Source organism: Streptococcus halichoeri (assembly GCF_019774635.1).
Classification (GTDB): Bacteria; Bacillota; Bacilli; order Lactobacillales; family Streptococcaceae; genus Streptococcus; species Streptococcus halichoeri.
Genome location: NZ_CP081502.1, coordinates 208,271 through 222,315 on the forward strand (window position 1 = coordinate 208,271; position 14,045 = coordinate 222,315).

The 14,045-nt window shown below is 46.1% G+C and carries 6 protein-coding genes; 1 reads left to right on the forward strand and 5 read right to left on the reverse strand.

Going from position 1 to position 14,045, the window contains the following annotated elements; genetic code table 11:
• Positions 1-272 precede the first annotated feature (272 nt).
• From rpoC to pbp1b, 3 genes are all read right to left on the reverse strand, one after another.
• On the reverse strand, positions 273-3,914 hold the full coding sequence (rpoC, locus tag K5J94_RS01040; protein ID WP_159547909.1) for a DNA-directed RNA polymerase subunit beta': 3,642 nt from the start codon (positions 3,912-3,914) through the stop codon (positions 273-275).
• Positions 3,915-4,011: 97 nt separating this feature from the next.
• Positions 4,012-7,578 (reverse strand): DNA-directed RNA polymerase subunit beta, encoded by a 3,567-nt coding sequence (gene rpoB, locus K5J94_RS01045; RefSeq protein WP_159547907.1) that lies wholly within the window; start codon positions 7,576-7,578, stop codon positions 4,012-4,014.
• A gap of 267 nt (positions 7,579-7,845) precedes the next feature.
• Complete coding sequence (gene pbp1b, locus K5J94_RS01050) at positions 7,846-10,140, reverse strand: penicillin-binding protein PBP1B (RefSeq protein ID WP_221913226.1); 2,295 nt, start codon at positions 10,138-10,140, stop codon at positions 7,846-7,848.
• A gap of 101 nt (positions 10,141-10,241) precedes the next feature.
• Between pbp1b and tyrS the strand changes: the two genes are divergently transcribed.
• A complete protein-coding gene (gene tyrS, locus K5J94_RS01055; protein WP_159583771.1) occupies positions 10,242-11,498 on the forward strand; it encodes a tyrosine--tRNA ligase in 1,257 nt (418 codons plus the stop codon).
• 89 nt (positions 11,499-11,587) lie between these two features.
• Here the strand turns inward: tyrS and K5J94_RS01060 are convergent, their stop codons facing one another.
• Entirely contained in the window at positions 11,588-12,232 is a 645-nt protein-coding gene (locus K5J94_RS01060) for a hypothetical protein (protein WP_221913231.1), read from the reverse strand.
• A 378-nt stretch (positions 12,233-12,610) separates the two neighbouring features.
• A complete protein-coding gene (locus K5J94_RS01065) occupies positions 12,611-13,894 on the reverse strand; it encodes an MFS transporter (RefSeq protein ID WP_221913233.1) in 1,284 nt (427 codons plus the stop codon).
• Positions 13,895-14,045: the final 151 nt, after the last annotated feature.

Genomic DNA, 14,045 nt, shown 5'->3' on the forward strand with positions numbered 1-14,045 from the left:
TCTGCTACTCATTATATCGAAAGATGAGAGTTTAATAAAAATATTTGCTCATTTCCGACAACTGTAACCAAATTGTCCCGTTTTTGAAAATCGCTGAGCAAGCAGTGAGCGTGAAACCAGGGCATTTGAGCCATTTATCAGTAAAAGCTTACAGCTCTTTCCCTCTAAAGCTTGCAGAGGGCTTTTTATAGATATTTCGAATCTAAACTAAAAAAGATTGAAGAAAAGTCCCAGCAGGGCAATTTTCTTCAATCATAAAAGCTTCTAGATGCTTAGTTACCTTCTTCAATCGTTGCCACAAATTCATGTGAATGGTCACTGTCAATGATTTCTACATCATTAATTGCTTGTGGTTCAATGTTTCGGTAACGCGCCATACCAGTACCAGCTGGAATGATCTTACCGATAATAACATTTTCTTTAAGACCAAGGAGATGGTCTTTTTTACCACGGATGGCAGCATCTGTAAGGACACGAGTGGTTTCTTGGAAGGATGCAGCAGACAAGAAGGAATTGGTCTCAAGCGAAGCCTTGGTAATCCCCATAAGCACCGGACGAGATGTCGCAGGAATGCCACCAGAAATAACAATTTCTTTGTTGGCTTCGGTAAAGTCGGCAATGTCCATAAGTGTGCCTGGTAAAAGATCTGTATCGCCTGGATCCATTACTCGTACTTTGCGTAACATTTGACGGACCATTACTTCGACGTGCTTGTCACCGATTTCAACCCCTTGACTACGGTAAACTTTTTGCACTTCGGCAAGGAGGTAGGTCTCAACAGATAGTGTATCGCGCACTTCTAAGAGATGTTTTGGCTGGATAGATCCTTCTGTTAAGGAAGCACCGCGGCTAATCTCATCACCAACAGCAACTTTCATCCGGGCAGTGAACGGTACCACGTATTCACCTTTACCAGTTTTACCTTCAACATAGACTTTCTTGGTACGGGTTGCGGCGTCTTCTTCAATGTCAACAACCCGACCTTTAACTTCGGTAATCACCGCTTCCCCTTTAGGGTTACGAGCTTCGAAGATTTCTTGGATACGTGGAAGACCTTGAGTGATGTCGGTATTAGAGGCTACACCACCCGTGTGGAAAGTACGCATGGTAAGCTGTGTACCAGGTTCACCGATGGATTGCGCAGCAATTGTACCGACTGCTTCACCGACTTCAACGGCATCACCTGTCGCAAGGTTAATGCCATAACAGTGGCGGCAAACCCCGTGACGGGTGGCACAGGTAAAGACAGAACGAATCGTGACTTCTTCGACACCGGCATCAACGATCTTACGAGCCATGTCTTCAGAGATTAATTGGTCGGCACCAATAATCACTTCACCCGTTTCAGGGTGTTTAACAGATTTGCGGGTGTAGCGGCCTTGTAGGCGTTCTTCTAGGGTCTCAGTCACTTCTTTGCCATCAGTAATAGCCTTAATGACAAGACCACGGTCAGTACCACAGTCATCTTCACGAATGATGACGTCTTGGGCCACATCAACCAAACGACGGGTTAAGTAACCAGAGTCGGCTGTTTTAAGGGCCGTATCAGTCATTCCTTTACGCGCCCCGTGCGTGGAGAAGAACATTTCCAAAACGGTCAACCCTTCGCGGAAGTTCGAAAGGATTGGCAATTCCATGATGCGGCCATTTGGTGCGGCCATCAAGCCACGCATACCGGCAAGTTGGGAGAAGTTCGAAATATTACCACGCGCTCCTGAGTCCATCATCATAACGATTGGGTTTTTCGGATCTTGTGTTTCCACCAAGCGTTTTTCAAGCGCTTCTTTGGCTTCTCGCCAAGTTGTCGTTACGGCAATGTAGCGATCATCTTCTGTCATCAGACCACGCCGGAAGGCTTTATTAATTTCTTCGACTTTGTGGTGAGCAGCTTCGATAATCTCAGCCTTATTGTCAATCACCGGAATATCAGCGATCCCCACTGTCAAACCAGCAAGGGTTGAGTGATAGTAACCTAGGTCTTTCAAACGGTCAAGGAAAGCAGAAGTCTCAGTTGTTCGGAAACGTTTGAAGGTTTCGGCGATGATATTTCCCAAGTTTTTCTTCTTGAATGGCCCATTAATTGGCAAACGATCAATCAAGTCTTGGATGTCTTGACCAGGTTCAAGGAAGTATTGATCAGGAGTTCCATCAGTTAGGTTAGCATTATTTGGCTCTTGTAGGTAGGGTAAATCTTCTGGCATAATCGCATTGAAGAGAATCTTACCAACAGTTGTCACTAAGATTTTATGCCTTTGGCTATCTTTCCATGGCTTATTTAGCATAGAATCAACAGCAATACCAACCCGGCTATGTAAGTGAGCGTAGCCATTTTGATAAGCCATCACCGCTTCGTCCTTATCCTTGAAGATCATGCCTTCGCCTTCACGACCAGCATCTTCCATGGTGAGGTAATAGTTCCCCAAAACCATATCCTGAGATGGCGTAACAACCGGTTTACCATCTTTAGGGTTAAGAATATGCTCCGCAGCAAGCATCAGGAGGCGAGCCTCAGCTTGCGCTTCTTCAGACAGTGGCACGTGGATAGCCATTTGGTCACCATCAAAATCGGCATTGTAGGCTTCACACACCAGTGGGTGCAAACGAAGGGCTTTCCCATCAATCAGCACAGGTTCAAAAGCCTGAATACCAAGTCTGTGAAGAGTCGGTGCGCGGTTTAGAAGAACTGGGTGTTCTTTGATAACTTCCTCTAAAATATCCCAGATCCGCTCATCACCACGTTCTACCATCCGTTTAGCAGCCTTAACGTTGCCAGCAAATTCACGGGCTACGATTTCGCGCATGACAAATGGCTTAAAGAGCTCAATAGCCATTTCACGTGGCACACCACATTGATACATTTTAAGCGTTGGCCCAACCGCGATAACCGAACGACCTGAGAAGTCTACACGTTTCCCAAGTAAGTTTTGACGAAAACGCCCTTGTTTACCCTTGAGCATATGGCTCAATGATTTTAGCGGACGGCTACCTGGTCCTGTAATCGGACGACCACGCCGGCCATTATCAATCAAAGCATCTACGGCTTCTTGCAACATCCGCTTTTCATTTTGCACAATGATACCAGGTGCATTTAATTCTAAAAGACGGGCCAAACGGTTGTTGCGGTTGATCACACGGCGATAGAGATCATTCAAGTCAGAGGCCGCAAAACGACCACCATCTAATTGCACCATCGGCCGCAAATCAGGTGGGATAACCGGTAAAATATTGAGAATCATCCATTCAGGCTTGTTGCCAGATTTGTGGAAGGCATCAAGTACGTCAAGACGACGAACAGCTTTGATGCGTTTTTGACCGGTAGCTGTTTTTAGCTCTTCTTTAAGCAGAGCAATTTCTGCTGGTAGATCAACACGCTTTAAGAGGTCTTGAATGGCTTCTGCTCCCATCTTGGCTACAAAAGCACCGTGACCGTATTCTTGGACTTTTTCACGGTATTCACGCTCCGTTAGCAAGGATTTGGCTTCTAATGGGGTTTCCATTGGATCAATAACCACGTAAGCAGCAAAGTAGATAACTTCTTCAAGAGCACGCGGACTCATATCAAGCGTCAAGCCCATCCGTGATGGAATGCCCTTGAAATACCAAATATGGGATACGGGTGCTTTTAATTCAATATGGCCCATCCGTTCGCGCCGAACTTTAGCACGTGTGACTTCGACCCCACAGCGGTCACAAACGATACCTTTGTAACGGATACGTTTGTACTTACCACAGGCACATTCCCAGTCTTTTGTTGGGCCAAAGATGACTTCATCAAAGAGGCCTTCGCGTTCGGGTTTTAGTGTACGGTAGTTGATTGTTTCAGGTTTTTTAACTTCTCCATAAGACCATGAGCGGACTTTACTTGGTGAAGCTAAGGTGATTTGCATACTTTTAAAACGATTTACGTCAACCACTAGTATTACCTTTCTTCGTTTGTCACATACCAGAGGCTAACAGCCAAAAGAGGCTGTCTAGCGTGGTAAGAGGTAGTGTCGTTTTACTTGTTAAAACTTAGTTTTCTTCAGCTGTTTCAGCCACTTCAGTGACCTCTTGTGCTTGCTTTTCACGCGCTTTTTCAAGGTCATCAACGTGCATCACATCATCATCTTCACCTTCATCAAGGTCACGGAGTTCGACTTCTCTATCATCCTCATCAAGGACACGCATATCAAGACCAAGTGATTGCAATTCTTTGACAAGAACGCGGAAGGATTCTGGTACACCTGGTTTTGGAATAGGTTTACCTTTGGTGATGGCTTCATAAGCTTTCAAACGACCATTAACATCATCAGACTTGTAGGTTAAGATTTCTTGCAGCACATTTGAAGCACCATAAGCTTCAAGGGCCCAAACTTCCATCTCCCCAAAACGTTGCCCACCAAATTGGGCTTTACCACCAAGTGGCTGTTGGGTAACAAGCGAGTAAGGTCCAACTGAACGGGCGTGAAGCTTATCATCAACCATGTGGTGGAGCTTGATCATGTACATGACCCCAACTGAGACCCGGTTGTCAAAAGGTTCACCGGTCCGGCCATCGTAAAGGACGGTCTTTGCATCAGCGTCCATACCAGCTTCTTGGACGGTTTCCCATAAATCTTCTGAGGTAGCACCATCAAAGACCGGTGTCGCAATGTGAATGCCAAGGTTACGAGCAGCCATACCAAGGTGCAGTTCCATAACCTGACCAATATTCATCCGTGATGGCACCCCAAGAGGGTTCAACATGATGTCCACTGGTGTTCCATCTGGAAGATATGGCATGTCTTCCACTGGGACAATCCGTGAAACGACACCCTTGTTTCCGTGACGACCGGCCATTTTATCACCGACTTTAATCTTACGTTTTTGAGCGATGTAAACACGCACCAGCATATTGACACCTGATTGCAACTCATCGCCATTAGCACGGGTAAAGATCTTAACATCACGGACAATACCATCGCCACCGTGCGGCACACGAAGAGAGGTATCACGCACTTCACGTGATTTGTCACCAAAGATGGCGTGAAGCAAACGTTCTTCGGCTGAGAGGTCTTTTTCCCCTTTTGGTGTAACCTTACCGACCAAGATGTCGCCTTCTTTGACCTCAGCACCGATACGGATAATCCCCATCTCATCAAGGTCTTTAAGAGCTTCTTCACCAACGTTTGGTACTTCGCGGGTAATCTCTTCCGGTCCAAGCTTGGTATCACGTGTTTCGGATTCAAACTCTTCTAAGTGAACAGAAGTGTAAACATCTTCTTTGACCAAGCGTTCACTCATGATAACGGCATCCTCAAAGTTATAACCTTCCCAGGTCATATAGGCAACGACTGGGTTTTGACCAAGAGCCATCTCGCCGCTTTCCATAGATGGGCCATCCGCAATAAAGTCGCCTTTTTCAACAATATCTCCAACTTTAACAAGTGTGCGTTGGTTGTAGGCGGTTCCTGAGTTTGAACGGCGGAATTTAGTAATGTGGTAGACATCGAGCGAGCTGTCTTCACAGCGGACTTCGACTTTTTCTGCATCGGAAAAGACAACCTTACCATCGTGCTGAGCAATCACAGCCGCCCCAGAGTCGTGGGCTGCCTGATATTCCATCCCCGTACCAACAAATGGTGCTTTGGGATCAATCAATGGCACAGCCTGACGCTGCATGTTGGCACCCATGAGGGCTCGGTTGGAGTCATCGTTTTCTAAGAAAGGAATACATGCCGTCGCCACAGCAACTACTTGTTTTGGTGACACATCAACGAAGTCAACAATGCTTGCTGCAAATTCTTGGTTGTTCCCTTGATGGCGACCCATGACAATGTCCTCAGCAAAGGTGCCGTCTTCATTTAGCTTGGAATTAGCTTGCGCTACAGTATATTCATCTTCTTCATCGGCCGTTAACCACACAATCTCATTGGTGACTTGGCCCTTAGAACGGTCAACTTTCCGATAAGGTGTTTGGATAAAGCCATATTTATTGAGGTGCCCATAAGATGACAAGTTATTGATCAATCCAATGTTTGGTCCCTCAGGTGTTTCAATCGGACACATACGGCCGTAGTGGGTATAGTGCACGTCACGCACTTCATAGCCAGCACGGTCACGGGTCAAACCACCAGGCCCTAAGGCTGACAAACGCCGCTTATGCGATAATTCTGACAGCGGATTATGCTGGTCCATGAACTGGGACAATTGGGATGAGCCGAAGAACTCTTTGACAGAAGCAGTCACCGGCCGGATATTGATGATTTGTTGTGGGGTTAACACATCATTGTCTTGGACAGACATCCGCTCACGCACATTACGCTCCATGCGGGCAAGACCAATGCGGAATTGGTTTGCTAGCAATTCGCCGACAGCCCGGATCCGTCTATTCCCCAGGTGGTCAATATCATCCACCTTGCCAATTCCCTCAGCTAGATTGAGGAAGTAGGACATTTCAGCCAAAATATCAGCAGGTGTCAAGGCACGTACTTTATCATCAGGGTTAGCATTCCCAACAAGTGTCACCACGCGGTCAGGATCAGTTGGCGCAACAACCTTGAATTTTTGTAAAACAACTGGCTCTGTCACTACCGCGTAGTCATTTGGCGTGTAGACAAATTTGTTCAGATCACCGTCAATGTGCTCAGCGATCGAATCAATCACCTCGCGAGTCATCTCGGTACCCGCCTCAACCAGGATTTCGCCGGTTTCACTATCAACCAAGTTTTCAGCAATCACTTGATTTAACAAACGCGTTTTCAGATTGAGTTTTTTATTGATTTTGTAGCGACCAACAGCAGCCAAGTCATAGCGTCTGGCATCAAAGAAACGAGCGATCAAAAGACTCCGTGAGCTGTCCGCTGTTTTAGGTTCACCTGGACGCAGACGCTCATAGATTTCTTTAAGTGCTTCGTCAGTCCGTGAATCAGATGGGTTTTTATGAATATCTTTTTCGATGGTATTACGTACCAGCTCGCTATCCCCAAAGATGTCCACGATCTCATCATCGCCTGAGAAACCAAGCGCCCGAACAAGCGTCGTAAAGGGAATTTTCCGCGTCCGATCAATCCGAGTATAGGCAATATCCTTGGCATCGGTCTCAAGCTCCAACCAGGCGCCACGGTTAGGAATAACCGTTGACCCATAACCAATCTTGCCATTCTTATCAACCTTATCATTGAAATAGACACCAGGAGAACGAACAAGCTGAGAAACAATGATTCGTTCGCCACCATTAATGATAAAGGTTCCCATTTCTGTCATAATTGGGAAATCTCCAAAGAAGACTTCTTGGGTCTTAATCTCACCGGTTTCTTTGTTGACTAAACGAAACGTCACAAAAATCGGTGCTGAGTAGCTAGCATCATGGATACGAGCTTCTTCCAAAGTATACTTAGGTTCCTTAAATTCATAACCGACAAACTCAAGTTCCATGGTATCTGTAAAGTTTGAAATAGGAAGCACATCTTCAAATACCTCTTTCAAACCAGCATCAAGGAAGTCTTTGAATGAGTCTGTTTGGATCTCAATCAAATTTGGTAAATCAAGAACTTCTTTAATTCTTGAAAAGCTACGACGTGTACGGTGTTTCCCGTATCGAACTTCATGTCCTGCCAAGTTTTTAGCTCCTTTTTCTTTTTAACAGTTGCTGTTATGCAAAAGCGTCGCCATCATCATTTGCCGCATGTGTAAATTTTTAGAATCTTTAAATTTAGGTAACAATTCCCTATTTAAGGCAAAAATAAACACAAAAAGAGCAGCTAAATCTGACTGTTTCAGTATGATTTAACTGCTGTTCTTCCTAGTTGGACAATAGATCAACTAGATTGGACGACAAATAGTTGATACTATTATACCTTATTTACTTATATAAGTCAAGCACTATCATCTCACACTAAAGCTTGACCAAGCTTTTTGATAATCACTGTCGGTACCACCGATGGCAAATTTGTAAGTCATCGCTCCTGGGCCATTTTTAGCCCACAGACTAGTCGTTGTCGGCCCACCGATCGTAATCTTGCGGCCATTAACTGTGACCGGCCCCGGCCGTAGGCCCGTGCTTCTTAGGACATTAGCCTTAATCACACTCCTATCCAAGGCAAATCTCTGCGAAGCACCAAAAGCATTTGGATCCGCCTGGTGGATCGCATTGACAAGATGCGCCATGAAGTTTGATTCATTGTTGTAGCCCGTCCATTGTTCCATTGAGGCATTATTATCATGACCAGCCCAACCGCCCAGTGTCACCTTCGGCGTAGCTAGCATGAGCCAAACATCAGAATAGTTCTCTGTGGTTCCGGTCTTACCGATCCAATCCGCCTTAGCAAGGCTCGGATTGATCCCTGACAAGCGTCGTTTGAAGGTGGTTGTTGAGCCTGAGTCAATGGGGCCTCGTAAGAGCTGTTGCATGATCGTTGCTGTCGCAGCAGAGAAAATCCGCTGCTCCTTATCCTCATGCTGGTAAACCACCGTCCCGTCCGTCTTAGTAATACGGTCGACCACAAACTGCTTCTTGTAAACACCGTTATTAGCCAGCATCTGATAGGCATTGGTCTGCTGAGCGACGGAGACATCCACACCTGCTCCTAGAGGTAAACTTTCAATCGAATAATCGGGAATGCGGTAGCCCATTTCACTCATATAGCCTTCCACATCAACGCCTTTGCTGCGCAAGAGCTTTTGCGTCCAGTAAGCAGGAATATTCCATGACGTATTTAGGGCCTCTTGCAAGGGCATCATGGCCGTTCCTTCACTATCAACGTGCATGATCTTTTGCCCACTAGAGTAGGTCGTTGGGTAGTTGGACAATATGCTAGCGCTGCCCATTAAGCCTTGGTCAATAGCTGGGCCATAAGCAATAATCGGCTTGATACTAGAACCCGGTGAACGTTCGGTATTAAAGGCATGATTGTTTTGGTTGGCACTGTAATTACGCCCTCCGATAAAGCCAAGTACAGCACCGGTCTTATTATCCATCAGGACATTACCCAGCTCTGGCGCACCGCTTGCGTCATTGAGTAAGCCGGCGTATTGGGTAACCGCTCTTTGCATAGCGGTATAAATCGGCTTATTAATGGTAGTCTTGACGGTATAGCCGCCTTGGCGCAGCTCTTGGTTGGCCCGTTCTTGATAAGCGACCTTGGTCTCATCGTTTTTTAGATCTTTTGCTGAGACATGGTCACGCCGCACCAGGTAATCATACATGGCTTTTTTAGCTTCCAAAAGTACGGTGTAGTAGAGATAATCATGCTCATTAAGCGTCTGCGCTTCTGATTTTCTAAAATCCTTTTCAATCGGATAGTCTTTGTAAGCTTGATAGTCTTTTTTGCTTAGTTTACCCGTCCGGTACATGTTATAGAGCACATTTTTTTGCCGCTTTAAGCCAAAGGCCATGTCCTCTTTGGATTTTAACTGACCCGTCGCCAGATAGGGCGAATAGGTGATTGGGCTTTGGGGCAAACCGGCCAAGAAAGCAGCCTGGGGCACGGTTAAGTCTTTAGCAGAAACATTAAAAATCCCTCTGGCAGCTTCTTCAATGCCGGCAATATTTTGTCCCTTATTATTGCGACCAAAAGGCGACACATTTAAGTAGATGGATAAAATAGCATCCTTAGAAATATAGCGCTCTAAGGCCAAGGCATAGATAATTTCTTTTGATTTTCGTTTGAAGGTGGGGGCATCTCCCAATACTTGTTGCTTGACGAGCTGTTGAGTCACGGTAGAGCCGCCACTTGATTCACCCAAGCCCAGCAAAGAACCCAAGGTTGCCCGAAAAACGGCCTTAGGAACAACACCCTGATGCTCAGCAAAGTGCTCATCTTCGGTTGACACAATAGCATTTTTGACATTAGCTGAAATGGCCTCACTAGCCACAGGCGTTCGCAAAAGGTCGGTATCAATGGTTGCGATTTGACTGTTATCAGAATAGGTCATGTTTGAGATTTGGGAAATGGTTTGCACCTGTTTCACAAGCGTTTCTTTAGCAGGGACCTTAACACCATCAACTTGGCTTGCCAAATAACCCAAGGCTAAGCCCAGTCCAAGCATGCCAAATAAAAAGAGGATGACATATAAAAAATTAGATAAGACTTTGACGATTCGTAACCCTACCGCCCCAAAATCACCATAATTCAGCGCGGGGTTTTTCTTTGATTTCACATTCTTTTTTTGTTGCAACATACACTACCTCAACATCCATTATACCAAACTTTAGGCAAGCTTGCATAGCGCGTGCGCTTTTTGCTATAATGATTAGAAACTATAGAAATTGGAGAAAGCCTATGAATATTTTTGAAGAACTCAAAGCGCGGGGCTTAGTCTTTCAAACAACAGACGAAGACGCCCTGGTCAAAGCATTAACAGAAGGGCAAGTATCCTATTATACTGGTTATGATCCAACAGCCGACAGCCTGCATCTCGGGCACTTGGTGGCTATCTTGACATCGCGACGCCTGCAACTAGCTGGGCACAAGCCTTACGCCTTGGTTGGTGGGGCAACCGGTCTGATCGGCGACCCCTCTTTTAAAGACGCAGAGCGCAGCCTGCAAACCAAAGAAACCGTGCTTGAGTGGTCCGACAAAATCAAAGGGCAGCTGGGGCAATTTTTAGATTTTGAGCACGGGCAAAATAAGGCCGAGCTGGTTAATAACTACGACTGGTTCTCCCAGCTTAGCTTTATTGATTTCCTACGTGATGTCGGAAAATATTTTACTGTTAACTACATGATGAGCAAGGACTCCGTCAAAAAAAGGATTGAAACCGGTATTTCCTACACTGAGTTTGCCTACCAAATCATGCAAGGCTATGACTTTTACGAATTGAACACTAAGTACAATGTCACCTTACAAATCGGCGGTTCCGACCAGTGGGGCAATATGACCGCCGGGACTGAGCTTTTGCGCCGCAAGGCCGACAAGGTCGGGCATGTCATGACCGTGCCGCTCATCACCGATGCCACTGGCAAGAAATTTGGCAAATCCGAAGGCAATGCTGTCTGGCTCGATGCCAGCAAAACCTCGCCTTATGAGATGTACCAATTTTGGTTAAACGTCATGGATGATGATGCCATCCGTTTCTTAAAGATCTTTACCTTCTTATCGCTTGATGAGATTGCTGAGATTGACCGGCAATTCCAGGCAGCGCGGCACGAGCGCTTAGCACAAAAAACCTTAGCGCGTGAGGTCGTCACACTCGTGCATGGTGAAGCCGCCTACAAACAAGCCCTTAAGATTACTGAGCAGCTCTTTGCCGGCCAGATCAAAGAGCTATCGGCCAAGGAACTCAAGCAAGGCTTGAGCAATGTGCCAAACTACCAGGTCCAAGACCAAGACAGCCGGAGCCTAGTTGAGCTGTTAGTCGCAGCTAAGATCTCACCGTCTAAGCGCCAAGCACGGGAGGATATAACCACCGGCGCCATCTACCTCAATGGCGAGCGCATCCAAGACTTAGCCTACCAGCTGACAGATGCTGATAAGATCGATGATCAGCTCACCGTCATCCGGCGGGGTAAGAAAAAATACGCAGTGCTGACCTACTAGAGGCCACTCGCGCTAAGCCAAACCAAAAGCCTTCGTACGATTGCACGAAGGCTTTTTAACTTTACTGGCTGCCTGACAAAGAGCAAGGACTAGTAAAACATTCCTGTGAAGTTCCACCACTGGTCACGAATGCTGTCACCCAGACGTTGGTACCAGGTTTTGGAGTTGTCGTAATTGATATATTCGAGGTACATATCTTCCATTTTCTCATCTTCAGCCCTTTGCTTGGCTTCAGTTATAGTTTCTGAATCCCAAAGGTAGACACTGCCCGCATAAAAGCCACCACCTTGAAAGGTGATTGCAAGTGTATCTCCTTTTTTCGTAGGAGATCCTAATGTAATAGTTACTGGTATTGATGCTGGTCCCTGATTATCATTATAGATAGAACTTAATCCTAGGTTTTCACCTTGGTTGCCAGATACATTTACTTTGGGACTCGTATTTGGTTGTCCCTTCACTCCATACTCTGAAGTTGGTGCTGACGTTTCTTGATAGTCCGTAAGCGGTTTATTATTTACTTTTGTTGGTCTACCCCCAAACCACATAGACCACCCCTTGGGTAGCGCAACTGTTATATTATTGTCATTATCAATACTAACATGGATAGGTTGATTGTTACCATCGTAAACCTTTTGTTGATCTGGAGCTAAGCCCCATTTTCGACCTGCTTCCGCGTTTACCGCCACCGCGCAGAAGGCTAAGCACATGGCCACCACCATAAGCAGCTTTTTCATCTTTCTCTCCTTAAGCTTTAGTTTTACGTGTTTGCTAAAAAGCAACAGTATTCATCCTAACAGGTCGTACTCTGTTCGCCTAAGTCTTTTTTTGTGGTTTTTGACAATATCTGAGCCGGTTGTTTTCGCCGTTAGGAAAGGGCTTACTTGACTGGACTTTCCTGGCTGCTTAGGCTGCATAGGGGCGACCTTGTCGTCACAGCAGAAGTGGCGCAAACTCCGCCTGCCTCTCACGACTCACTGCAGGGCTCTGCGATTTTTTAAAACGAATAAAAACGGCTAAAAGGGCTACGATCACACAGACCGCAAGCCCTTTCTAGCCGTTTGTTAAGTTTGACACCGCAGGGAACATAAACCATTATCTGGCCATTTGCTAGGCTAGCGATGCTTCGGGTTCTTTTTGGCATTTGAAAAAACCGGCAAGCCAAAAATATAGCGGTAACGCTGGCCTGCTAGCAGCATGAGGCCTGCTGAAGCAAAGCCACACAAGGCCACAAAGAGCATAATGTCAGCGGCGCGATTGTGGGCCACAAGCTTAGCAGCAAGGACCGGGACAATGTAAGCTCCTAGGGACATGATCAGATAGTAGAAACTGGTATTGCGGCCCTTATGTTTATCAAAAAACTGATTGAGGACGGCATTGCCCATCTGAAGTAAGCCACCCGCCGCAAAAAAACCAATCACAATGCCCGCAAGGATCAAGGTTTGAGCAGTCGGTACAAAATACACGAGGAGGCCAGCAAGCCCGGCAAAAATCGGGCTAATCATCAAAAGCGCAATGTCGCGAATGCCACGAGCCATCAAGATGGCAAAGACAAGGGTTGCTACCAAGCCACCCAACTGGTAATAAGAGGTGACCGCAGAAGCACCCGTCTCAGACATGTGGATGACATTTTGGGCATAGAGTTTTGAAGCTTGCTGGAACAAATAAAACGTTGAATAAATCATTAAGGCAAAGGCAGAAAGAATCCCCCCATCAATGGCAAAGTTGGGCGTATGCTGTCTAGGCATGGCTGCCTCTGTTACTGCTGTGCTTTGTTTTTCTTCTAATAGCTTAATCGCCTGACGCGGGGAGACCCGTTTTTCCTTGCGCAGATCATTGTCAGGAAAACGGGAGAAGACCACCCCAAGCAGTACTAGGGCACTGAGCACAAAAGGCACAAGAATGCTGAGTTCTGGCGCCAAATGGTGACTCATCACATAGGCCACAAATAAGGGATAAAGCATCGAAGCGATGGAGATGAAGGTCTTGCTCATAATGGATGCCGTTGCTTTATTGTTCGGATACATTTCAAATAGCGCAGGGTTAACGGCCCCATCATAAAAGGACGTCATCGCACCACCAATAAAGGCCAAGCCATTTGCAAGCCAGATATTGCTTGCGACCAAAAGCATGCCAAACATGATAACATAGCCCAGCAAACCAAGCACAATCACGGGCTTGCGGCCAATCTTATCTGAGAGGGAACCAGAGAAGGTCAAAAAAGCGATTTTGCCAAGTCCGGTCCAAGCGATCACACCAAAAACAGCTGCCGCTTCAACACCCCACTTCTGCGCAAAGAAAGCGGCGTTTTGCGAAATGAGGATGGCTTGGATACCATGACAAAAATAAGTCAACCATAACAAGATGGCCGTTAGATTATAACGATTATTCTGAAACATCTTTTTTTAAAACTCCTATTTAATTTTTGAACTCTTCATTAGTCAGACTGACTCCTACTTTAACATGGTTAACACCTTTAGAAAAAGCTAGGGAGCAGCCATCGACTAAAAGCACGAAGGCGTAAGGCAGATCAATCTGGTCCAGGCATTT

Excerpts from the sequence above, each read along its gene's own strand:
- tyrS (WP_159583771.1), top strand. The coding sequence starts at position 10,242 with ATGAATATTTTTGAAGAACTCAAAGCGCGGGGCTTAGTCTTTCAAACA.
- pbp1b (WP_221913226.1), bottom strand. The coding sequence starts at position 10,140 with ATGTTGCAACAAAAAAAGAATGTGAAATCAAAGAAAAACCCCGCGCTG.
- K5J94_RS01060 (WP_221913231.1), bottom strand. The coding sequence starts at position 12,232 with ATGAAAAAGCTGCTTATGGTGGTGGCCATGTGCTTAGCCTTCTGCGCG.
- K5J94_RS01065 (WP_221913233.1), bottom strand. The coding sequence starts at position 13,894 with ATGTTTCAGAATAATCGTTATAATCTAACGGCCATCTTGTTATGGTTG.